Genomic DNA, 23,027 nt, shown 5'->3' on the forward strand with positions numbered 1-23,027 from the left:
TAGTATTAAATATTAAATATGATATTATGAAAGCAATAGGAATTCAAGTGAATAATTTAAACGCTATTTCAAAATTAAATGGCAGAAAATTTCGTCCAACTGAGGACCAGTTAGTGTTGGCTTTAAAAAACATGGATCGAGGTGCAATGAATTCTTTGTATCGAATGTATTCAGATTCACTTTACCGTGTAATTTCTACTATTGTGCAAGTTGAGGAAGTGGCACAAGATATTTTACAAGAAACTTTTATTAAAATTTGGAAGTCTTTTGGTCAGTATGATCCAAGTAAAGGAAGATTATATACTTGGATGGCTAGACTAGCAAAAAATCTGGCAATTGACTATTTGAGAAGTGTTAATCACCGGAATTGTTCCTCAAATGAAGATCTTTCTGAGCTTACTCAACAAATTGATCAAAAATTTCAGGTTTCGTACAATCCAGAAACTATAGGTGTTAAAGAAATGATTCGTATTTTGAATGAAGATCAGAAATTGGCATTGGATTTGATTTATTTTAAAGGATATACCCATGTTCAAGCTGCCGAGGAGTTGAAAATTTCTGTAGGAATCCTTCGCTCACGATTACAATCTTCGATTAATGCTTTACGTAAGATATTTACAAATGACCAATCTTTTAATCCTGCATTAATGATTAATTGATTAGGATAAAATAAATGGTACTTTTATATAAGCTATCATTTTTGTATTGAAAATTGTACTAATAATCTTCTTTATCTCTATGTGTTTTGTTCCTGCGCGAGTTTTTGCACAGGAACAAAATATACTTAAGCAAAGTAGGGACATTGATTATGTTGCATTAAATCCATTTTTGGAAAAATTAGAAAAGCAAAATGACTTTGTAATAGCCTTTCGAGTGTTGGTTAGTGCAATTCCTGATTCAGCAGCCAATTATTTTGTTTTAACTAAGAATGCGAATCAGTTCAAAGCTTTTAAAATGAGCATTAAGTTGGAGGAATTGAATTTGCCAAATGCTAAATTGGAGCTAATTTGGGCGAATTTTGTACAAAACGGACTCCTCAGTATGAAGGATGAGAGAGATTTGGTGGATGTTTGTCCTAAAAAATATCATATTTATAATGCTCATTCATACGAGTTTACTATTCTTTCAAAAGGCAAAATAAAAACATTAACGTACTATTATCCAGAGTATTACGACGAGGCTTGCCCTGGTATGGATGGGCGAAAAAAGATTATTAATTCTGTGGCTATAGTTGAGCTTTTAAAATTCAAAAATGATTAAGATTCATTGAGTTTTTGGATTTTCATTCTTTCACCAACAATCCAAATAATATCACCCCATTCAAAAATTGTTAATGAATTAGGATTTAAGATTCGTTCATTTTTACGTTCAATACCAATAATTAATCCGTTGGTTTTTTCTCTAATTCCGGATTCCCGTACTGTTTTGCCCTTTAATTTATTATATTCATCAACCTGAATTTTTTGAACAACAATATCGTCAATATTATAATCGTGTGTTTCAGGGTTTTCAATTGAGTCAAAAATCGGTTTAAAAACTTGCAATTGTTCGTCTGTAGCAATGATTCCTACGTGATCAAATGGCAATAGTTTTTTGATACGAGAGGGGGCATATATTAATTGTTCACCGCGTTTTATATAGGCAATGTTAACACCATATTGTTCTCTCCATGCTAGTTCCTCAAGGGTTTTACCGGTGTAATCGGCATTTGGGTTAACTTCTAGGTCAACAATATGTGCTTCCCATGGTGCTAATTCAGATTCTGGTTTGAAATGATCTCTAAGTAGTTTTTCGGAATGTAATTTCTCTTCTGCGGCAATTTCTCTTGCGTTTAAATTATTTAAAAACCTTTTTTCAAGACGCTGATAAAAGTTTTGAATACGCTGTGAAAATATTTGCAATACAATTGTGATGATTGGTAAAGCAATTAAAATTGCAATTGATGTAGAAAACAAACGACTAATCCAAAATCCTATTAATGAAATACCGATTATGATTCTACTAATTTCGAGAATAAGTAAAGGTCCTTTATTATAATTTTTGTCGAGCCATAATTCTTTATAATCCATTTTGCCTGGTCTTTTCGCCATTAAAGCCCATAAAAATGGTGCCGCAAGTCCGAAGGAAATAACCAATGTAATAATTCCTGAAAGTACAGGATTTGTGATTTTTGTATTTAAAAACGGCAAAAAAACATTTGTGGACAACAGCATTAATGCAAGCAGAATGATACCATTGGTAACTGCAATTTTCAAATAAGATTTAAATACTTTCTTCCAATTTTTTTCAGCTTGAATGTTTTGGGTGCTCGATGAATAGTTTGATAGGGCTATAAGCCAATTTTTAGGTAGTATTTTGGTAATATATTCATATATTTTATCTGAATATTTAATTCTATATGGAGTTGTAAAGGTTGTTATTACTGAAGCGCCAACAGCAACTGGAAACAGAAAAGTACTTGTAACACCTAATGTCAAACCTAATGAGGCCACAATAAATGCAAACTCACCTATCTGGGCCAAACTCATACCAACTTGTATGGATTGTTTAAGTGATTGGCCCGATAATAAAGCACCAAATGTGGAGCTAATAAAGCGACCAAATAATATTAATAATGTAACCCAAAGTATTGCCCAGCGGTGTTCCATCATTGCATTTGGATCTATAAGCATACCTACAGAAACAAAAAATACAGCGCCGAAGAGGTCTTTTACTGGTTTAATTAGGTGCTCAATTTTTTCTGCCTTAGTGGTTTCAGCGAGTATTGATCCCATAATAAATGCACCTAATTCGGCCGAAAAGCCAGATTGTTTTGCTACAATAACCATTCCTAAGCATAGGCCAATAGCAAGTATTAATAAGGTTTCATCATCTAAAAGGGATTTTGCCTTTTTTAATAAAGTTGGCAATAAAAATATTCCTGCGATAAACCATAATAGTAAGAAAAACAATAGTTTTCCAACTGTAAAAAGCATCTCAGTTTCCTCAAATTGATTTGTAATAGCTATTGTTGATAATAAAACCATCAATAGAATAACGACAATATCTTCAACTACCAAAATTCCAAAGACTACTTGGGCATATTGCTTAGTTTTAACACCTAATTCATCAAAAGCTTTTATAATGATTGTTGTAGAGGAACTTGCAAGCATCCCTCCAAGAAATAGGCTATCCATAAAAGACCAGCCCATTAATTTCCCAACAAAATAACCTGAGGCGGTGATAAAGGCAATGCCTATTAAACCCGTGATAGATGCTGGCCCACCAACTCGAACTAATTTTTTAAAGCTAAACTCCAATCCCAAGCTAAACAATAGAAATATTACGCCAATTTCAGCAAGAGTCTTTATGTTTTCGGTGTCTGCTACAGTGGGTGTAATTGATAAAGTGGGTCCAACCAAAAAGCCTGCAATAATATAACCTAGTACAAGCGGCTGCTTTAATTTTCTAAAAACTATTGTGGTTATAGCAGCAACGATTAATATAAGTGCTAGATCTTCAATAAGTTTTGGTAAGTGCCCCATTAATTTTTTATTTTAGTCTACGCTTGCCTACTAATATAGCAATAAATAGAGCTAAAAAAGCTATTTTGGAGGTTAAATGATTCTAATTTTGAGTTTTGACACTTACATTATTAGGCAAATAAATTGATATTCAATTTTGATCAATTGTGGGATTGAAATGCTTAATGTTATCATTACTTTTATATTAAAAAAAATCAATATGATTAATGGCATAAATTACATTACAGATGAAAGTGGCAGTAAAAAGGCTATTTTACTCGATTTAATCCAGTTCAAAAAGGACAGAGTATCAGCAGAAGCAATTTTTGAACAACTTTCTGAACTCCAAACCTTGATTAATGATGCTGGAGTAGAAAAAAAAGCAGCTAACACTTGGGAAATGGCTAAAGAAAAACTGAAGAATTTAAAATCTTAATTGATTTTATAATTACCTCATTTACTTGTATTTAATGCGACAAATTATTTCTTTAAAAGAAATAATTTGTTTTATATTTGATTTTTTAAGCTTGAAATGATTTTATTTTTAGTATTTTGAAAATAGCTTTATTCGCGATAGCTTTAATTTTCCTAATTTAGCGGAATCATTTAAAAAGCCAATGAGTACAACATTTGATTTTGAAAAGCCTATTGCAGACTTAGAGTTGCAGATTGAAAAGGTGAAACAGATTTCTGAAAAGACCAAGGTTGATATGAATGCAACCATTGTCGAATTGGAAACAAAACTTGAGGCTACCCGTCATCAGGTTTATTCTAATCTTACTGGATGGCAAAATGTTCAAATTTCAAGACATCCAGATAGGCCATACACTTTGTCATACATTGAAATGATCTGTGATGATTTTATTGAATTACATGGTGATCGTACGGTTAAAGATGATAAGGCTATTGTGGGTGGTTTTGCTAGCATTGGCGGTCAAACGGTTATGGTTATTGGACATCAGAAAGGTGTAAATACCAAGATGCGTCAGTACCGTAATTTTGGTATGGCTAATCCAGAGGGTTATAGAAAGGCGCTAAGGCTAATGAAACTCGCTGAAAAATTTAATAAGCCGGTTATTACATTTATCGATACTCCAGGTGCATTTCCTGGGCTTGAAGCAGAGGAACGTGGACAAGGAGAGGCTATTGCAAGGAATCTCTTGGAAATGTCTGTTTTAAAAGTGCCAATTATGTGTTTTATAGTTGGTGAAGGTGCCTCAGGTGGTGCTTTAGGTATTGGCATCGGCGACCGTGTTTATATGCTTGAGCATACTTGGTATTCGGTTATCTCACCTGAATCTTGTTCTTCAATTTTGTGGAGAAGCTGGGATTTTAAGGAAAGGGCTGCTGATTGTTTGAAATTGACAGCAGAAGATATGTATAAAAATAAGCTAATTGACGGGATAATTAAAGAGCCATTAGGTGGTGCTCATCATAATCCAGAAGAAATGGCTAAAACGATACAAACTAAGATTATCGAAGATCTTAAGTTATTAGGTTCTCAGAATATTGATAAGGTTATTGAAGATCGTATTGAAAAATTCTGTGCGATGGGGGTTGTTGTAGAAGCCTAATAAAAAAATCACTCGTACTATCCCGAGTCTTGATTAATCAAGATTCGGGATTTTTTTTGAGTATGATTTTATTTTTCCAAGAAGTTCGCTGGACTTAATCCTTTTTCATATTTTCCGAAACCAAACATCGTTGCTTTGTATTCACCAATAATTTGAACATCATTTTGTTCTGGGATTTTATTTTCTAATCCCACCGCCCAATAACTTGCATTTACAACTAGTCTACGTAGATCTTCACTTAATAAATCAACAGAAGCACCCATGGTGCTGGTAAATATTTTCGCTTTCTTTCCATTTTCCAGATTATGCGTTTTAATCCAGGCTATCGGCATTAGCGATTTAGTAAAACTGAGTGCTGAATTTGGGGTCATTCCCAGGCTTGACTGCCCAAAAAGTAAGACTTGTGGGTTTTCACTTAGCGTACGAATTCCATATACATCTGAAGGTCCCCAGATATCATTTACACCTCTCAAAATGGGATGATCTTTCAAAAGTCCGTTAACTAATGCTCTCGTTCCTTCTTTCCCATGGATTCCATGATGATCTATCCAAGTTTCACCCAATACTCTTTTTCCGTAGCCGCCTTCCCAACCTGGAACTTTACTGTTATAACTGTATTTTGCATAAGGGCTATTCTTATTCCGGGAATAATTAAATGCATGTGTGGATGTACGTAGAGCAATTACAGGTTTACCCGAATTTGTGTACTCATCAAAATATTTCATTTGCTGGTCGGGTAGCTCCCTAAAGCGAATCAATAAAACCATTAAATCGGCTGTTCTAAGTTGCTCTAAACCCGGTATATTTGTCTGGTTTTCGGGATTTATCATATTTGTTGCCGAATCGATAGCGAAAAGAACCGTGCATTTAAATCCATGTTTTTGGGATAGGATTTTAGCAAGCATCGGCAATCCCTCTTCTGATCTATATTCTTCATCTCCACTAATAAAAACAATATGCTTGCCTTTTCCTGGCCCCTCATTGCCCTGATAAACAAGCCATTGTGGTTTCTTTTGAGCGTGGGCTATGCTCAAATTGACGAATAGAATCATCAAAAGAGGAATATATTGCTTAATATTTTTTGACATGTGATATTTTTTTAGTATATTATATTTAAGAACAATTAGTCATTAATAGTCATTTATTTCTCCATTGGATGCTGTTTTAACAACTCCTCTGGCGAATAAAAGCCAATTTTATTTTTTGTGGCATTTCGTACAGCTTTTACCTTTTCAGTGTTAATGGCAGAGGCTTTATTCCCAAATGAATTACGTACATAGGTTAAAACAGCAGCAACTTCCTCATCATTTAGCATGCCGGCAAATGGTGTCATGGGTACTTGACCGGGGTACTTTTTACCATTCACCTCCATCGGACCATAAAGACCGTTCAATACTAGTTTAATTAATCTTTCTTCACTGCCATTTACCCAATTGGTAGCATTTAAAGGTGGAAATCCTGAACTTTCGAGTCCTTTACCATCACTTTGGTGACAAGTATTGCAATATCCATCACGTGCATAAATGGCTTTACCTTTGATGAAAAGATCGCGATCACTGCCTTTTAGTTCAGTTAAAAGTGGTTCTTCTTTTTTTACTTTGTGTTCTTGGCCATTTAAATGGGCTAGTGCTGTTTCATGGGCTGCTAGCATCCATTCATCTAAAGGATGTTTTCCAGCTTCTAAAACAATTGGGAGTCCTTTCTCCTTTTCAAGCCAGGAGGCACTAACAATGGCTTCTAAACGGACTCTTCCATGAACATCTTTCGCTGCTTGCATTAAAAGGTTTACCTGATCTTTTACCTGGTGTCCTGTATAACGTAAAACGCGAACCGCTGCAGCACGTGCCTTAAAGTCTTTGGCTTGTAGCATTTGTCGGAGTAATTCTTGGTCGACTTTATTTAGTCCCCAGCTTACCCAGAGTGCTTCCAATAGATGATGTTCATATCGCGGGTCTTGCTTATCCAATTTTACTACCCATTGTTTTATTTCAGCCAGCACTTGAGTAGATTGGCGGCCACGCAATTCGCGACGTGTACGATATCGTGTACGATATTCAGGTAGTTTTAAGTTGTTTAAAAGATCATTGGTGCTAGCACCAGCAATTTTTGCGGGTTTAACTAGGGGTCTAGAAGGGTAGGTGATGCGGTAAATACGGCCATGGGAATGATCACGAAGCGGATCACGCACATTGTGCTGCATATGTCCAATTAAGACATTGTGCCAATCTACCACATAAAGAGAGCCATCTGGGGCAAATTCCATGTCTACAGGTCGGAAATTCCTATCTTCTGAAATTAAGAGATCTTGACGATGTTTACTTTTAAATCCTGTTCCATTTTCTTGCATGGCATGTTGTTTTGTGCCCAAGAAACCGATTGTATTATTGATTAGCAAATCTCCTTGTACTTCATCCGGAAAATGCCGACTTGATATAAATTCTAGTCCGGAAGTAGGCCTTACACGATGTTTTTCTTCAATTAAATTACTCGATTTTGGAGTCATAACTCCATACCTTGGTTTAATACTTGCGGGCATCATCCATAAAACATCCGGACCAGAAGTTTCGGCATAGAAATTCTGACCCCAATCGTCAAATGTAATTCCCCAAGGGTTTGGAACAGAGATTTGTGCAGTTCTTTCTAGGTGTCTTCGAGCGGGATTATATCTATAAAACCCTCCATTTGTGGCTCTGACTGGTCCGTAAGAACTTTCTACATTACTATGCAAGAACACCCCTTCGCCCATATAAATAGCTCCTGAGGGGTCTGTGGTATAAGCATGGTGTGCATGATGTGTATCATGATCATCAAATCCGCTGAGTAAAATTTCTTTAGAATCAGCTTTGCTATCTCCATTGGTATCTTTATAAAGTACCAGATTGGTACCTTGGGATACATAAACACCTTCTGGTGCTAGTTCAAATCCCACAGGAAGGTGCAATCCTTCTACGAAAGTGGTTTGTTTATCGGCTTTACCATCATTATTAGTATCCTCTAAGATGATTATTTTATCATTCGGTTTTTTATCTCCAGGCTGCCAATGTGGGTAGGTTGGCATGGTTGCAACCCAAAGTCGCCCTCGATTATCAAAAGATAATTGAACTGGATTTTCTAGGTCTTTAAACTCAACTTCAGACGCGAAAAGATCAATTTTATATCCCGCAGGAAGTTTGAATTTATCAAGAGCTTCTTGTCCGTAAAGGTATTTTAAGCTCCCATTTTTTTCAGGGTTATAATTGCTTTCTATTTTTGGTAGGGGAGATGTGTTTTTATCGGCAGCTTCAAGATCCATTTTTATACCTTTATTTACCATCCAGATTGCCTGATCACGTATATCGGTTAATTCTCTGATTTTCTTTAGTTCGGCAGGGTAATTATCTTGACCAAAGGGACTGTATCTACGACCGAATACATGTACTCCATTGGGTATTTTGAAGTCATTATGCCACATCCAGTTTTTTTCTTGAACTGCATCATGTATTAATTTTCGTTTGGCCTCCATTTCAGACTTGACACTATTTTTGCCAAATAGTCCGTCGGCTAATAGTGGAGCAAATTTAGCATAGGCAGAATCTGTAAGTTGCGATCCATCAATAGTTTGAGCTTGTTCTTGAGTGTCGTACCAGTCATTTGTAGGATTAAAAACATCTAAGAAATGCACATTATTTTGATCTGCAATTTCTTTCATCGCTTGAGCGTATATTTTTAAGTTTATGTTCTCATTTTTGCCATTTGGAAGGTCAAATTGTTTAGAAAGATCCTCAAAAGCAATAGGAGAGACAATGGCAAGTTGAGGAGCAGATGCTCCATTATATTTCTGTTTAAGCGTGTGTTTAATAAATGCGTCTAACTCAGATTTATAATTTTCAAGTCCTTTTGGCCCTTCAAATGATTCGTTATATCCAAAAAATGCAATGATTATATCTGCTTTATGATTTGTTAGCCAGGCATCGGGACTGTCAAAAAAACCTTCGCTATTGGAGTTTTTAGTCAATTCGCTTTGGAATTTTTCTGCTCCGGGGAAGGCCCAAGGTAAATCACGTCCTGAATGCGCTCTAAATCCTGGGGTATCGCCTCCATCACACATATTTCGAATGTAAAGCATGCTATCCGGGTATCGTAAATGTAATTCCGTTTCAAAATGACCGTAATTCATCATTCTTGATCCAAGATTATTGCCAATTAGGATGATATGTGCACCTTTTTTCAGTTTTAGTGTATTGGATTCAGTTTTAGTGAAATGAAGTGCAAAAAGCGCAAAAACAAAGCAGGATAGGATAAATAATATCTTTTTGACACTCTTAGAAATGCCAATTTTCGTTGTTTTAAGAAATTGAATTGAAATCATGCGAAAAAATACACACAAAAAAATTTAGGATGTACATTTTTTATATATTTTTTTTAGTGGGATTGAATATTCTAGAAATTTAGGTGTATAAAAAAAGCAACAAGATATCTTGCTGCTTTTTTTGTGCGTTTTAAAACGTTTTTTTATCGACTAGCACCAATAAATTTAGATTCTATCGCTTTTAGTCGATCCTGAATCTTTTTATTAAGCTCTTTTTCATTGTTTTGTTCGGTAAGCTTAGCAAGTTCTGTCATTACATAAACCCCTAGCTGTACTTCACGAGTATTTAAATTTTCCTTTGTTTGTGCTATTGCTGAAATGTAGTTGAGCTGATCTTCAATATAATCAGCCGTATTCGCTACAAGCTCATTAGCCTTTTTGTTTTCCTTCAATTTGTATAGTAGGTCGGCCATGTAGAATTTACGAATTGTGAAGTTTAGGGAGTGGTTTTTATCTGGCACAACCTCTAAACATTTCAAAAGCGCTTGTTTTGCTTCATTAAAACGGCCTTCACGGTATAAATTTTCTGCTAAAATATTGAAGTGGTTAATAATGGTTAAACTCATTCTAACAGATTCTGGATCAAGGTAAGAGGCATTTTTCATATTGCCCCATTTGAACTTCGTAATCATGTTATTAAACATTTGATCGGTATTTGTTAGTTCGGCTTTTTCGCCTTCTGGGTCGACTTGAGTCTTTTTTAAAGGTAAAAGACGGTAAGCAAATCCCTCGTTGTAGAGGTAATCTCCAAGGCCCATATAATTATCTTCTGGAACCGTTATTGCAAAATAAATAGGACGTTTCCAATCATTATGAGCAAGAATGTCGATCAGTGCCAGTTCTGTTTTACTTACGTAGTTTTTATTGTATTTCCACTCAATAGAAGATGCAATAAGGTCTTTTTTGCTTGCTGGGACTGTGCCACTGGCAATAATTTGATTGGAATCAATGCTAATTTTAAAGTTTTTTGTGGGTAGGAAATTTTCCTTTGACCCATCTTGATAAGTTGCCTTATCTTCTTCATTATCAGATGTTAAAATATCGAAAATGTCTTTTAGCTCTACATATTGATCATTTATATAATCTTGGTATCCCATTACATCTCTAATTCCTTGAACATATTTTTCATCAGGCATTGTAATTGGGAGAGCATCAGCAAGATTCACTTTTTTCTTCATTTGTCTGATATACCAATCTGTTCCAAGTAAGCTTAAGTTAACTACGCGAACATCAGGGCGGATATTTTCTACTTCTTGAGCATACCAAAGTGGGTAGGTGTCATTATCGCCATAGGTAAATAGAATAGCATTTGGAGCACAAGATTCGAGGTAATTACTCGCCATGTCTCTTGCTGTAAATTTAGTTGAACGATTGTGATCATCCCAGCCTTCCTTAGCCATTAAAATTGGTGCAGCTAATAATCCGATAATTGATGCAAGTACAGCAGCTTTTGATGCACTCATTTTTTTACGGATAAAGTCAGCTATTCCTGCAACCCCGAGTCCGATCCAAATAGCAAATGCATAAAAGGAGCCTGTATAAGCATAATCTCGTTCTCTCGGTTGTAGTGGATTTTGATTAAGATACAGAACGATTGCTAATCCCGTAAAGAAAAATAAAAGAGCAACAATGCCGGCATCTTTTTGATTTCTTTGAAAGTGCCATAATGCTCCTATGATTCCCAAAATGAAGGGAAGGAAGTAAAATTTATTGTAAGCGTTATTTTCTAATTGGCTTTTAGGAAGGTCATACTGACCACCCAATAGCATATTATCTATGAATTTAATACCTGATAGCCAGTTTCCATGGATATAATTTCCATGTCCTTGTTCATCATTTTGTCTGCCAACAAAGTTCCATGCAAAATAGCGAGTGTACATGAAGCTAGTTTGGTAGCTAATAAGAAAGCCGAGATTATTTAGGAATGTTGGCGCTTGGTTTTCATCTAATCCCATCCAATCGCGATAGAAGTTAATGTGCTGAGCATCATCACTATACATCCTTGGTAAGAAAACATTGCGATCATAAACACGCTCGTATTTCTGTCCTGCATTTTCATATTTATCTTTTCCTTTACGATAAATAATATCTCCTTCTTTACTATCGACAGGCTGTGAATCGAACATTTGTCCATAGAGTAATGGGCGATCACCATATTGCTCTCTGTTTAAGTAGCTAAGCAATGAAAAAGCGTTTTCTGGGTCACTATTATTTAGTGTTGTATCAGCTTTAGCTCTAATAACAATCATGGCAAAAGAACCATATCCAAAAAAGATGAAAACGATGGAAATTAATGCAAGGTTTAATACTCTTCTTTTTTCACGTATTTTAAGGATATACTCAAGCACTGCGAGTATAGCAGCTGAAACAATTAATCCTAAAATGCCACCTCCAAGTGTCATTAAGGCTACGAAAGTGAATATTGCTATTAACAGCTGACTTTTAGTTCCATTGATGCTATATAATATTCCAGAAAACAGGCATGTAATTAATAAAAGAGCAAATACAAGCACGCCAGAGCCGAAACCTAGTCCTAATGTATTTACGAAGAATAGATCGGAATAAGCAGCAAATTTAATGGAGTATTGAACGATACCATATTGGATCAATGCTAAAATTACAATTCCGGCAAAAAGAGCTAAAAGTGTTCCAGATGAAGTTCTGGTTTTAGATCTTCTGAAATAATAAACTAAAGCAATTGCTGGAATTGCGAGTAGATTTAGAAGGTGAACACCTATTGATAATCCCATAACATAGGCTATAAACACTAGCCATTTATCAGAATGTGGTTCATCTGCATGTTGATCCCATTTTAGGATAGCCCAGAATACCACTGCCGTACAAAGAGATGATAAGGCATAAACTTCTGCTTCAACTGCCGAAAACCAGAAAGAATCAGACACTGTGTAAGCCAAGGCTCCAACTAATCCGGAACCCATGATGGTTATTAATTGGTCATTCGACATGTTTTCACTTTTCACTGCAATAACTTTTTTTGCGAGTGCGGTTATTGACCAGAATAAGAATAAGATAGTTGCGGCACTTGCTACGGCAGAGCACATATTTATCCAAAATGCTATTTTGCTGGTATCGCCGAAGGCAAGTAGAGAAAAGACTTTTCCGAGCATCAAATAAAGAGGAGCACCTGGTTGATGTACAACTTGAAGCTTATAGGCTGAGGCAATAAATTCTCCCGAATCCCAAAAGCTTGCGCTTGGCTCAAGCGTAAAAGTATAGACAATTAGTGCTGTCAGAAAGCTGAACCAGCCTAGGAAATTGTTGATTTTGTTGTAGTTCATGTATTCAAGATCAAAAATAATGCAAGCGAAATTAATAAATTATTGTCATTAGCCGAAGAAAATGGGCATTCCTTTAACACTAATTAACATGAAAAGGCCTTTTTAATAATAATTGATAAAATTTTCAATTTGATTTGCACTTAATATAATATCCCCGTATATTTGCATTCCATTTGAAAAGGAGCTTCTTTTTGAATTTGATTGCCCGATAGTATAAAGGTAGTACGACTGTTTTTGGTGCAGTTTGTCTAGGTTCGAATCCTGGTCGGGCAACTATAAAAATTTCGTTTTCGGAATTGCTCATATTTTTCGCTTTGCGATATAATTTTTTTATACTTGTGTCCATTTAAGCATTAATCCGACATTCGAAACAAAATGGCTCTCTCCTTCAATCCAATCAAATTATTTGCCGGCTCTGGAACTCTTGAACTTGCTAAAAATATTTCAGAAAGTTATGGTACTCAGCTAGGTGATGTAACTTTATCGAAGTTTAGTGATGGCGAGTTTCAGCCTCATTTCAATGAAAGTGTTCGCGGTTGTGATGTTTTTTTAATCCAATCAACCAACCAGCCAAACGATAATTTAATTGAACTTTTATTGATGATTGACGCGGCAAAGAGAGCTTCTGCACATTATATTACTGCAGTTGTTCCTTATTTTGGTTTTGCTCGTCAGGATAGAAAAGATAAGCCACGTGTAGCAATTGGCGCTAAATTAATGGCTAACCTCATTACTGCTGCTGGTGCACATCGAATTATGACTATGGATCTTCATGCTGCCCAAATTCAGGGCTTTTTTGATATTCCAGTAGACCATCTAGATGCTTCAGTGATTTTCGTTCCTCATATCAAGAATTTAAATCTGCCGAACTTAACCATTGCATCACCTGATATGGGTGGTTCATATAGAGCAAGAACTTTTGCCAAATTTTTTAATGCAGAGGTTGTTATTTGCGATAAGCAGCGTAAGAGAGCAAATGAAATCGAGTCGATGTCAATTATTGGTGATGTAACCGGTAGAGACGTGGTTTTAATGGATGATATTTGTGATACCGCTAGAACATTGGCGAAAGCGGCTAGTTTAATTATGGAAAATGGCGCGAGTAGCGTAAGAGCAGTATGTACGCATCCCGTTCTTTCAGGCGATGCCTACAAAACAGTGGAAGACTCTGCTTTAACTGAATTAATAGTTACAGATACTATTGCGACAGTAAAATCGAGTCCGAAAATTAAAGTGCTTTCAACAGCAGACCTCTTCAGTAGAGCTATTGCTAATGTAAACGAACACGGATCAATTAGTGATCTTTTTAAAATAGAATAAAGAAAATGAGCTCAGTTTATAGGTTTAAGCTCGCCTAATCATAATTATATTTAATTACTTAAAATGAAATCAATTGCTATTAGCGGTTCTCTAAGAGAGAACGTAGGGAAAAGAGACGCAAAGGAGCTGCGTTACAAAGGCTTAGTGCCAGCAGTTCTTTATGGTGGAAAAAACCAAATCCACTTTTCTGTGTCTGCAGCTGATTTGAGATCTCTAGTGTATACACCAGAAGTTTCATTTGTTGCTTTAGAAATCGGTAGTGTGAAAACACAAGCCATTATTCAGGATGTTACTTTTCATGCATTAACTGATTTACCTTTACACATCGACTTCCTAGAATTAGATGAGAAGAAACCAGTATTAATGCAAATTCCTGTTAAATTGACTGGTACTTCACCAGGTGTTAAGATTGGTGGTAAATTAGTTCAGAAATTGCGTAAACTTCGTGTTAAAGCTTTACCAAAAGACATGCCTCAGTATGTTGAAGTAAATATCTCTAAGCTTGAAGTAGGTAAATCTGTTGGTGTTGGAGAATTGCAATTCGATAATTTCAAAATCACTAATAATGCAGATGATACCATCGTTTCAGTAACAATGTCGCGTGCATTGAAGCAAGCTGAAAACGACGCTAAAAAATAATTTTTTTTTATTTTTTTTTATGGCAGCGTAGGTTTTTCCTACGCTGCTTTTTTTTGTTAAATTTTAAGCTTTTTTTGAAAGCTTTCTGCCATATTTGTTCTACATGAAATACTTGATTATTGGCTTAGGAAATATCGGACCAGAATATGTGGATACCAGACATAATATTGGTTTTATGGTTGCAGATGCTTTTGCTAAGCAATCGCACTCCTCATTTTTTAATATGCGTCTGGCTTATTATACCGAGTTTAAATACAAAAGCAGGAATATTTATGTGATAAAGCCTACCACTTTCATGAATTTAAGTGGAAAGGCAGTAAACTACTGGATGCAAGAATTAGGTATCCCAAAAGAAAATATTTTAGTGATTGTGGATGATCTTGCACTGCCTTTTGGTACCATTAGATTGAAGCCGAAGGGGAGTCCGGCAGGGCACAACGGACTAAAAAACATTGAAGCGGTGCTTGGAAGTGCTGATTATCCAAGATTACGTTTCGGAATTGGAGATAATTTCCCTAAAGGCAGGCAGGTGGATTATGTGTTAAGTGGCTTTGATCCCGAAGAACAAAAAGATTTGCCAGCACTAATAGATCGATCAATTGAATTTATTGAAAGCTTTGTTACGGCGGGAGCCGAGCTTACCATGACGCGCCTAAACAAATAAAATAAACATTTTATCAAATTTGATCTTAAATATGAAAGTTTACGGAATCCCGAATTGTAATACAGTTAAAAAGGCATTAGATTGGTTTAAAAATCATCAAATTGAGATTGATTTTCATAATTTTAAGAAATCTGGTATCGAACTGAGCAAGCTCGAAGAGTGGAATCAAAAAATAGGATGGGAAGCATTGCTCAATAAAAGAGGTACCACTTGGAAAATGCTTGATGCTGATTATCAAAAAACAATCGTTTCTAAAGATGCGGCATTTAAATTGATGCAAGATAAACCTAGTGTGATTAAACGACCTGTGGTTGAGACTGAAACTGGCTCAATAATTTTAGGTTTTGATGAAGCACAGTTCGCGAATATTTTCAAATAAATTAAAATTTTATATAATCAATCATCTCATTATCAATATAATATTATGAATAAAACTAAATTTTTGAACCTGCTGCTAATTGCTTGCACTGTGGTATCATTGGCCTTTACTCAGTCCTTTGCACAAGAAAATAAATATGACTATTCGGAAGCATTCCATACTAATTTTTACACAAAAAATGGAAATGAGTATCGATCGGCAAGTGGGCAACCGGGACCAAAATATTGGCAGAATAGAGCAGATTATAAATTAACTGTGTCTTTAAATGAAGAGGCAAATGAAATATCTGGATCTTCAACTATTAGCTATACCAATAATAGTCCCGATAAGTTAGCATTCCTATGGTTACAGCTTGATCAGAATTTATTTAGTAAAGATTCTAGAGGAAATGCTATCATCCCGATTAATGGGAGTCGTAATGGGGCACGCGGACAAGAATTTGATGGTGGATATAGAATTAAATCTGTAAAACTTATTTCACTAGTTAATGGAAAAAACATCGAGTCGGATGTGAAATACTCTGTAAATGATACCAGAATGCAGGTTTTCTTGCCATCTGACTTAGCCGCGATGGGTGGGAAATTGAAATTGAAAATTGATTATTCATTTATTTCGCCTGAATATGGTTCCGACCGTATGGGGATTTTAAATACTAAAAACGGTAAAATATTTACAGTAGCACAATGGTTTCCAAGAATGTGTGTTTATGATGATGTTTTAGGTTGGAATATGACACCTTATGTTGGTCCTGGTGAGTTTTATCTTGAGTATGGTGATTACGATATTAGTATCACTGCACCTTCAAATCACATTGTAGTTAGTTCTGGCGAATTGATGAATCCTCAAGAAGTTTATACTCTTGAACAGCAAAATCGCTGGAAAATGGCTGAAAAGAGTGATAAAACAGTCCTGATTCGTTCAGCAGCTGAAGTTTTAGACCCAAAATCACGCCCTACAGCAAAGTCAACGCTTACATGGAGATTTCAGTTGAAGAACGCTCGCGATGCAGCCTGGGCTTCCTCAGCGGCATTTATCATTGATGCTGCACGTATGAATCTCCCAAGCGGGAAGAAATCTTTAGCAATTTCAGCTTACCCTGTTGAAAGTGATGGTAATGATGCTTGGGCACGATCTACTGAATATACGAAGGCATCTAATGAATTTAATTCTAAAAAGTGGTTTGAATATCCTTACCCAGCTGCGACAAATGTGGCATCAATTGCTGGTGGGATGGAATATCCTGGAATTGTATTTTGTGGTTCTGATGCAAAAAAGGGTGATTTATGGGGAGTAACAGATCATGAATTTGGCCATACTTGGTTTCCAATGATTGTGGGTTCAAATGAACGTTTACATGCTTGGATGGATGAAGGTTTTAATACTTTTATTAATTCTTTAGCCTCCAACGACTTTAATAATGGTGAGTACAAATCGGAAGTGTTTGACATGCATGAAGCAGGTAAAGTTGTTACAAGTGATATGTTCGAACCCATTATGTCTAGTCCCGATAACATGCAAGAAAGAAATATTGGTTTGCTAGCATACTATAAGCCAGCAATGGGCTTGAGTCTTTTGCGTGAGCAAATCCTTGATCCTGAACGTTTTGATCGTGCATTTAAGACTTATGTGGAGCGCTGGGCCTACAAGCATCCTACTCCAGATGATTTCTTTAGAACGATGGAAAATGTTGCTGGCGAGAATTTGAGCTGGTTTTGGAGAGGCTGGTTCCTTAATAATTGGAAATTAGATCAGGCCATAAATAAAGTAGAATATGTTGATAAAGACCCTAAAAATGGAGCATTAATCACCATTGAGAATCTTGAAAAAATGCCTATGCCAGTTATTTTAGAGATTAAAACTAAAAGTGGTCAGGTAAATAGAATAAAACTTCCAGTTGAGGTTTGGGTAAGAAATAAAGTATGGACATTTGTTTATCCTTCAACAGAGGCTTTGGAGTCGGTTGTTATTGATCCTGATAAGGTGATGCCAGATTCAAACTCTGCGAATAATACCTGGAAACAGTAAAAAAATATTGATTATTCAAGTGCCTGCTTTTTTTAAGCAGGCACTTTTATTTTAAACAATGAAGAAATATTTTTAATTATAAATATATATACTTATATTTACTATAATTGTTTAATCCTTAAAATTAAATTATGAAAAAGATTTTTATTCTAGCGGTATTCACATTGATTTCAAGTATTGCCTTAGCAAACATCAAAAATCATGTTATTATAAATGATGATAAAGTCACAAATGAGTCGATGAGTATAAAAATCGATTTGCGTGACATTAACAATATTTCTGAAGCAGATTTGAATAAAGCTTTGAAAGTTATAACCTTATTTCCAGATAATTCAAATACGAAAGCTAAATTAAGTGTTTCTGGATTTATGTTAGATAAAAAGAACCCATTCGAGTTTAGTGTTTCTGGAACAGCTAGTGAACTAAAAAGAGATGCTGCTGGTATAATTAGGGGTTTCTTGGAGGATATGAAAAGCAATTCAACTACTGAAGAAAAGAAATAATTAGCCTTTACATACACTTTTTAAACATGCCAAGTCGAAAAGCAAGTTTTTGTTTTTAGACTTGGCATTCATTTGAGTATTTATTCTAAGGATCTCCAGTTTTAAAATAACTCTTTTCCTAATTAAGCAATCCCCTCTTCCGCTTTTATATAGGTCAGGTGACTTAAAACAGCTTTTAATTCGCCATAGGAAACATCATCACCCAAAGCCATTTTAATTTCACTTGTGCCAATTCCAGGGTTCTGAACAATATAGGCCATGATTTTAGCTACTTTAATTCTCGATACAATATCAAAAACTGAAATTTCACCTGTATTAATAAAATGTGCCAAATGCCCCTCAATAGTTCCTATTGTAAAACCACGCTCTACAGCAATATCAGAAATTGATTTACCCGATTTAAATAGATCAAATGAAACCTTTTTTGTGTCAATTTTTTCTTTGGCTTCTTTAAATGGAATGGCAATGGTTTTTCGATCTACTTCATGATTATCACAATAATCATTGATAATTTCTAATATTTGATCGCCATACTGCCTAACCTTTGTCTTACCTAATCCTTTAATAGTTTCGAGTTCTTGAAGGTTTGATGGTAGGGTTTGGACTAATTCTAAAATCGACTTTTGAGCTAGAATCATATAAAGTGGTACGCCCCATTCAGCCGCCAATGCATCTCTCCACTCTTTCAAAGAATTATACAATTCTGGATGCGGAATACTAGAATCTACTTTAGTAGGCTGTTTTGTGATTGGTTTTGTCTGTACGTAATCAATTTCAGCATTGGCCTTAGTTTTTAGATAGTTTGAAGTCGAAAATCCCTTCAAGCACACTTTCATCAATGCTTTTTTAATGCTTATCTCTTTCTGTAAATTATCTATTGATTCAATTAGACTAGTCCTAACCGCCTTATTATCACAATCTGTATTTAAATTTTTTATTACCTCATGAATTACTGAATCAATCTTTTCCAAGAAATAAGTACATCCTTTCTGAACCCTTGCCTGTAATTCTTCATTATCTTCAGGAAGTAATTCATGACCTAGATAGCTATTTAGCTGCTTCTTGAAGTTTTCGGAAACATCATAAATATCTTTCTCGGAATTCTCACGGATTGATTTTAAATCATCAATAACAGAGCTCGCGAGAATATTATTGTGGTCTTCAGCAATTTTTCGGACATGAAAAAACAAGCCTTTAATAGGGTTAAAATCAAATAAATCAAATAATAAGGTTTGTTGAAATGACTTCCTAGATTCATTTAACTGTTCAATGCCGGGCTCATTATTCTGGGCTTTTTCAGTAAATTCAGATACCGTTCCATCAGTTTTTACGCTATTGAAGGAAATAGGACTTCTCAAAACCATTCCTTCAAAGCTTTTACAGCGACTTAAAGCAACATATACTTGTCCGTGAGCAAATGCCAAATTCGCATCAATTACTGCTTTTTCGAATGTTAAACCCTGACTTTTATGAATAGTTATCGCCCAAGCAAGTTTCAATGGAAATTGAGTGAATACACCAATAATTTTCTCTTTTACCTCTTTAGTTTCAGGATCAAGCTCATATTTTATATTCCCCCAATCTAGTTTATTGACGCTGATTTCTATATCATCACCAGGACATTGTACAACAATATTATCTTTAGAAATTTGGGTGATTATTCCTATTTTCCCATTAAAAAATAGTCGTTCTTTAGATGGGTCATTTTTAACAAACATGACCTGCGCACCTTTTTTTAGTTCCAATTCGGCTACGGTAGGATAGGAGTACTCGGGGAAATCACCTTGTATCACAGCTTCATACCTAAAAACTGGGTTAACAAGCTCCCTTAATTTAACATCATTAATTTCTTGCGCTGTTTTATTGTGGGTGGTAAGCGTAATATAACCTTCCTCATCTGCTGGTTTGAAATTAGGTATGTATCGCTGATTTAATGTTTTTAAGATATTTTCATCGATCTCATTTTTTCGAACGCTGTTTAGTAGGTCGATAAACATGGTATCTACTTGTCGGTAAATATGTTTTAGTTCGATGCTTACAGGGCTTGTTTGTTGGAGGGCCTTGCTACTGAAGAAAAATAAGTTTGAATAATAATTTTTAAGAATCAGCCAATCTTCATCCTTTACAACGGGCGAAAGCTGGTGAAGATCGCCAATCATTAAAACTTGAACACCGCCAAATGGTTTATGATGATTTTTAAACTTGCGCAGCACCTCATCGATATGATCGAGAGTATCGGCTCGAACCATGCTAATTTCATCAATTACTAATAGGTCGAGACTTTTTATCAGATTGATTTTCTCTTTATTAAAACGTTTAACCTGAACATTTCCGTTATTGTTGGGAATGTAAGGACCAAAAGGTAATTGGAAAAATGAATTTATGGTTACACCCCCAGCATTAATTGCAGCTACACCAGTAGGTGCTACTACTGCCATTCGTTTATGCGATTGCTTTTTTAACTGATGTAAAAAAGTTGTTTTTCCTGTGCCAGCTTTTCCGGTGAGGAAAATATTTTTATCAGTGTATTGAACAAAATTAAAAGCGAGCTCCAGTTGTGAATTCTGCTCCATGGACATTATTTAGACATATTTGGGAATGGTGGCAAGATAAAGATTAAAATTCTATATCCTTCAATTAATAATAATACAAGGCTTATTCTGCTATGTATTTCAATTTATATTTAAAAAATCGACCTAATTGAAGCCGGGAAATACAAAGTAAACAATTGTCCAGCAACCGTAATCTAAACTATAATAAATTTTATAAGGACCTTCGATTTGAACTTCTTCATTATCGTATAAAACAGCTGTATATTTTATAAAGCCTTCTGCAAAACCCATTCTAGTATCAGGGGATAAATCAAAATTTATCTCTTCAATGGAGTATTTACAGTTTTTGAATTCCTTAAAGCTTTTAAAAAAGTTTATAATTTTTATCGTGATTTCATCTTTGTGCATAATCTTACCATTCGGAAAAATAAAGGATTCTGCAAGATCAGGATGTTTATTGTCTAGTTTATGCTCCATCCAATCATCAATAAAAGAGATGGTTTTATCTTCAATATCTAGGGCATGATTTGGGTGAAACTCCTCATAATTAAAACAGCATCTCATTACATTTAACATATCATCGCAAGGTATTTCCTCGGCAAAGAGCTCTTCAGTGATAAATTTATATTTTGTTCTTAAACTATATTCACCATGATAGAAAATATCTATGTTCCTATTATCTAAGATTTTTATTAAACTCTTGTATGCAATTTCTAAGGCATGGTCGTTTAATTCAGATTCAGCTGGGTAAACAGGTTTATTTAAAATTTCAAACACGCTTTTAAAGGGTGTTTTTGAAAAACTATCTTCAAAGGCAATGATGTTTTTCAGAAATACATTTTGCAATTCGGGCGAAATGTTTCCCATGAAATGAGTTTGTGCTCCTTTTTCTGCTCTCAGTTTTAATTCAAGGAGTTCATTTTCCATTTGTATATTTTGCTTGGGATTGTTGTTATGGTTCAAATTGTGATTTCCTAGACTTTTCATAATTTTTATTTTAAGGTTTTAATATTTCTTTGTTAAATCTGAGGAAATGCAGAAAGCTTTTAAAAAGAGATATGTAAGCGGTATGAATTTTTTATTAAAGGGTAAAATGAGATGATTTTGAGGGTTTATGGAGCATGTTTCAGGAATTTTGTATCTTTGTAGAGAAATATTGATCCAGAGATTTTATCATATTCCCAGCATTATTTTGCCTTAGCTAAATATTTCTCACACAAGGCCTTGAAAATCAAAATTATTCCATACCTTTGCAATCCCTAAATGAAAGCTATAGTCTTTTTTATAGGGATTATAAATATTTAAACCAAAAAGGAAAAAATGCCTACTATCCAACAATTAGTTAGAAAAGGTAGAGTAGCTCTGGTTGACAAGAGTAAGTCGCCAGCGTTGGACAGCTGTCCACAGCGAAGAGGAGTGTGCACACGTGTGTATACCACTACCCCTAAAAAACCAAACTCAGCAATGCGTAAAGTTGCACGTGTGCGCTTAACAAACGGAAAAGAAGTGAATGCTTACATTCCGGGAGAAGGTCACAACTTGCAGGAACACTCCATCGTATTAATACGTGGTGGTCGTGTGAAAGATTTACCAGGTGTGCGTTATCACATCATTCGTGGTGCTCTTGATACTTCTGGTGTAGCTGGTCGTAATCAACGTCGTTCTAAATACGGAACTAAGAAGCCAAAACCAGGTCAGGTTGCAGAGGCTGCAAAGGGTAAAAAGAAATAATTAAACGGAGGAAAGCAAAATGAGAAAGTCAAAACCAAAAAAGAGAATCTTACTGCCTGATCCAAAGTTTAACGACGTAATGGTTACCAGGTTTGTAAATAATATGATGTATGACGGTAAGAAATCTATCGCATACTCAATTTTCTACGATGCAGTAGAGTTAGTAGAGAAGAAAACTAGTGAAAATGGATTAGAGTCTTGGAAAAAGGCTTTAAACAATGTAATGCCAGCGGTAGAGGTTAAATCTCGTCGTGTAGGTGGTGCAAACTTCCAGGTTCCAACTGAAGTTCGTCCTGAGCGTAAAATTGCTTTAGGCATGAAGTGGTTAATCAATTACTCACGTAAGCGTGGTGAAAAAACTATGACCGAGAAATTGGCAGGTGAAATCATTGCAGCTTCAAAGGGTGAGGGTGCCGCAGTAAAGAAGAAGGAAGATACCCACAAAATGGCAGAAGCGAACAAAGCATTCTCTCACTTTAGATTCTAATAA

18 protein-coding genes and 1 tRNA gene are annotated in these 23,027 nt (G+C 35.3%); 13 read left to right on the forward strand and 6 right to left on the reverse strand.

Going from position 1 to position 23,027, the window contains the following annotated elements; genetic code table 11:
• The first annotated feature begins 26 nt into the window (after positions 1-26).
• On the forward strand, positions 27-659 hold the full coding sequence (locus tag QZ136_RS02315) for an RNA polymerase sigma factor (protein ID WP_291399893.1): 633 nt from the start codon (positions 27-29) through the stop codon (positions 657-659).
• 79 nt (positions 660-738) lie between these two features.
• Positions 739-1,260: a hypothetical protein gene (locus QZ136_RS02320; protein ID WP_291399894.1), complete on the forward strand. Its 522-nt coding sequence runs from the start codon at positions 739-741 to the stop codon at positions 1,258-1,260.
• Here QZ136_RS02320 and QZ136_RS02325 read toward each other — a convergent pair.
• Positions 1,257-3,524 (reverse strand): cation:proton antiporter, encoded by a 2,268-nt coding sequence (locus tag QZ136_RS02325; protein WP_291399896.1) that lies wholly within the window; start codon positions 3,522-3,524, stop codon positions 1,257-1,259. The two genes, QZ136_RS02320 and QZ136_RS02325, sit on opposite strands and share 4 nt — an antisense overlap.
• Positions 3,525-3,681: 157 nt before the next feature.
• Between QZ136_RS02325 and QZ136_RS02330 the strand changes: the two genes are divergently transcribed.
• Entirely contained in the window at positions 3,682-3,939 is a 258-nt protein-coding gene (locus QZ136_RS02330; protein ID WP_291399899.1) for a hypothetical protein, read from the forward strand.
• A gap of 181 nt (positions 3,940-4,120) precedes the next feature.
• On the forward strand, positions 4,121-5,077 hold the full coding sequence (locus QZ136_RS02335; RefSeq protein WP_291399900.1) for an acetyl-CoA carboxylase carboxyltransferase subunit alpha: 957 nt from the start codon (positions 4,121-4,123) through the stop codon (positions 5,075-5,077).
• Between the two features lie 68 nt (positions 5,078-5,145).
• Here the strand turns inward: QZ136_RS02335 and QZ136_RS02340 are convergent, their stop codons facing one another.
• From QZ136_RS02340 to QZ136_RS02350, 3 genes are all read right to left on the reverse strand, one after another.
• The gene (locus tag QZ136_RS02340) at positions 5,146-6,165 is read right to left on the reverse strand and encodes a ThuA domain-containing protein (RefSeq protein WP_291399902.1); all 1,020 of its coding nucleotides are present in this window, start codon (positions 6,163-6,165) and stop codon (positions 5,146-5,148) included.
• 53 nt (positions 6,166-6,218) lie between these two features.
• Positions 6,219-9,425 (reverse strand): PVC-type heme-binding CxxCH protein, encoded by a 3,207-nt coding sequence (locus QZ136_RS02345; RefSeq protein WP_291399904.1) that lies wholly within the window; start codon positions 9,423-9,425, stop codon positions 6,219-6,221.
• 143 nt (positions 9,426-9,568) lie between these two features.
• On the reverse strand, positions 9,569-12,724 hold the full coding sequence (locus QZ136_RS02350; RefSeq protein WP_291399906.1) for a DUF2723 domain-containing protein: 3,156 nt from the start codon (positions 12,722-12,724) through the stop codon (positions 9,569-9,571).
• Positions 12,725-12,926: 202 nt separating this feature from the next.
• Here QZ136_RS02350 and QZ136_RS02355 point away from each other — a divergent pair.
• The 7 genes from QZ136_RS02355 (at position 12,927) to QZ136_RS02385 (ending at position 18,254) form a co-directional block, all read left to right on the forward strand.
• Positions 12,927-12,997 (forward strand) — tRNA-Gln (locus QZ136_RS02355).
• Between the two features lie 102 nt (positions 12,998-13,099).
• The gene (locus QZ136_RS02360; RefSeq protein ID WP_291399909.1) at positions 13,100-14,044 is read left to right on the forward strand and encodes a ribose-phosphate pyrophosphokinase; all 945 of its coding nucleotides are present in this window, start codon (positions 13,100-13,102) and stop codon (positions 14,042-14,044) included.
• 63 nt (positions 14,045-14,107) lie between these two features.
• Positions 14,108-14,683 (forward strand): 50S ribosomal protein L25/general stress protein Ctc, encoded by a 576-nt coding sequence (locus QZ136_RS02365; protein WP_291399910.1) that lies wholly within the window; start codon positions 14,108-14,110, stop codon positions 14,681-14,683.
• A 103-nt stretch (positions 14,684-14,786) separates the two neighbouring features.
• Positions 14,787-15,347, forward strand: a complete 561-nt coding sequence (pth, locus tag QZ136_RS02370) for an aminoacyl-tRNA hydrolase (RefSeq protein ID WP_291399912.1) — start codon at positions 14,787-14,789, stop codon at positions 15,345-15,347.
• Positions 15,348-15,378: 31 nt separating this feature from the next.
• Positions 15,379-15,726 carry a Spx/MgsR family RNA polymerase-binding regulatory protein gene (locus QZ136_RS02375; RefSeq protein ID WP_291399914.1) on the forward strand — a complete coding sequence of 116 codons (348 nt, stop codon included), beginning with the start codon at positions 15,379-15,381 and terminating at the stop codon, positions 15,724-15,726.
• A gap of 45 nt (positions 15,727-15,771) precedes the next feature.
• Positions 15,772-17,751, forward strand: a complete 1,980-nt coding sequence (locus tag QZ136_RS02380) for a M1 family metallopeptidase (protein ID WP_291399916.1) — start codon at positions 15,772-15,774, stop codon at positions 17,749-17,751.
• 131 nt (positions 17,752-17,882) lie between these two features.
• Positions 17,883-18,254, forward strand: coding sequence for a hypothetical protein (locus tag QZ136_RS02385; RefSeq protein ID WP_291399919.1), 372 nt, complete (start codon positions 17,883-17,885; stop codon positions 18,252-18,254).
• 122 nt (positions 18,255-18,376) lie between these two features.
• Here QZ136_RS02385 and QZ136_RS02390 read toward each other — a convergent pair whose 3' ends face one another.
• Both QZ136_RS02390 and QZ136_RS02395 read right to left on the reverse strand, forming a co-directional pair.
• The gene (locus tag QZ136_RS02390; protein WP_291399920.1) at positions 18,377-20,827 is read right to left on the reverse strand and encodes a helix-turn-helix domain-containing protein; all 2,451 of its coding nucleotides are present in this window, start codon (positions 20,825-20,827) and stop codon (positions 18,377-18,379) included.
• Between the two features lie 123 nt (positions 20,828-20,950).
• Positions 20,951-21,733 carry a hypothetical protein gene (locus QZ136_RS02395; RefSeq protein WP_291399923.1) on the reverse strand — a complete coding sequence of 261 codons (783 nt, stop codon included), beginning with the start codon at positions 21,731-21,733 and terminating at the stop codon, positions 20,951-20,953.
• Positions 21,734-22,126: 393 nt separating this feature from the next.
• Here QZ136_RS02395 and rpsL point away from each other — a divergent pair, with 393 nt between their 5' ends.
• Both rpsL and rpsG read left to right on the forward strand, forming a co-directional pair.
• On the forward strand, positions 22,127-22,537 hold the full coding sequence (rpsL, locus tag QZ136_RS02400) for a 30S ribosomal protein S12 (protein ID WP_291399924.1): 411 nt from the start codon (positions 22,127-22,129) through the stop codon (positions 22,535-22,537).
• A gap of 19 nt (positions 22,538-22,556) precedes the next feature.
• Positions 22,557-23,024 (forward strand): 30S ribosomal protein S7, encoded by a 468-nt coding sequence (rpsG, locus tag QZ136_RS02405; RefSeq protein ID WP_291399926.1) that lies wholly within the window; start codon positions 22,557-22,559, stop codon positions 23,022-23,024.
• The last annotated feature ends 3 nt before the right edge of the window (positions 23,025-23,027 follow it).

It is taken from the genome of Daejeonella sp. (assembly GCF_017495225.1).
Lineage (GTDB): Bacteria > Bacteroidota > Bacteroidia > Sphingobacteriales > Sphingobacteriaceae > Daejeonella.

Bases quoted from the DNA above. Each gene is read 5' to 3' on its own strand.
- QZ136_RS02315 (WP_291399893.1), top strand. From the start codon at position 27: ATGAAAGCAATAGGAATTCAAGTGAATAATTTAAACGCTATTTCAAAA.
- QZ136_RS02320 (WP_291399894.1), top strand. From the start codon at position 739: ATGTGTTTTGTTCCTGCGCGAGTTTTTGCACAGGAACAAAATATACTT.
- QZ136_RS02325 (WP_291399896.1), bottom strand. From the start codon at position 3,524: ATGGGGCACTTACCAAAACTTATTGAAGATCTAGCACTTATATTAATC.
- QZ136_RS02330 (WP_291399899.1), top strand. From the start codon at position 3,682: ATGCTTAATGTTATCATTACTTTTATATTAAAAAAAATCAATATGATT.
- QZ136_RS02335 (WP_291399900.1), top strand. From the start codon at position 4,121: ATGAGTACAACATTTGATTTTGAAAAGCCTATTGCAGACTTAGAGTTG.
- QZ136_RS02340 (WP_291399902.1), bottom strand. From the start codon at position 6,165: ATGTCAAAAAATATTAAGCAATATATTCCTCTTTTGATGATTCTATTC.
- QZ136_RS02345 (WP_291399904.1), bottom strand. From the start codon at position 9,425: ATGATTTCAATTCAATTTCTTAAAACAACGAAAATTGGCATTTCTAAG.
- QZ136_RS02350 (WP_291399906.1), bottom strand. From the start codon at position 12,724: ATGAACTACAACAAAATCAACAATTTCCTAGGCTGGTTCAGCTTTCTG.
- QZ136_RS02360 (WP_291399909.1), top strand. From the start codon at position 13,100: ATGGCTCTCTCCTTCAATCCAATCAAATTATTTGCCGGCTCTGGAACT.
- QZ136_RS02365 (WP_291399910.1), top strand. From the start codon at position 14,108: ATGAAATCAATTGCTATTAGCGGTTCTCTAAGAGAGAACGTAGGGAAA.
- pth (WP_291399912.1), top strand. From the start codon at position 14,787: ATGAAATACTTGATTATTGGCTTAGGAAATATCGGACCAGAATATGTG.
- QZ136_RS02375 (WP_291399914.1), top strand. From the start codon at position 15,379: ATGAAAGTTTACGGAATCCCGAATTGTAATACAGTTAAAAAGGCATTA.
- QZ136_RS02380 (WP_291399916.1), top strand. From the start codon at position 15,772: ATGAATAAAACTAAATTTTTGAACCTGCTGCTAATTGCTTGCACTGTG.
- QZ136_RS02385 (WP_291399919.1), top strand. From the start codon at position 17,883: ATGAAAAAGATTTTTATTCTAGCGGTATTCACATTGATTTCAAGTATT.
- QZ136_RS02390 (WP_291399920.1), bottom strand. From the start codon at position 20,827: ATGGAGCAGAATTCACAACTGGAGCTCGCTTTTAATTTTGTTCAATAC.
- QZ136_RS02395 (WP_291399923.1), bottom strand. From the start codon at position 21,733: ATGGAAAATGAACTCCTTGAATTAAAACTGAGAGCAGAAAAAGGAGCA.
- rpsL (WP_291399924.1), top strand. From the start codon at position 22,127: ATGCCTACTATCCAACAATTAGTTAGAAAAGGTAGAGTAGCTCTGGTT.
- rpsG (WP_291399926.1), top strand. From the start codon at position 22,557: ATGAGAAAGTCAAAACCAAAAAAGAGAATCTTACTGCCTGATCCAAAG.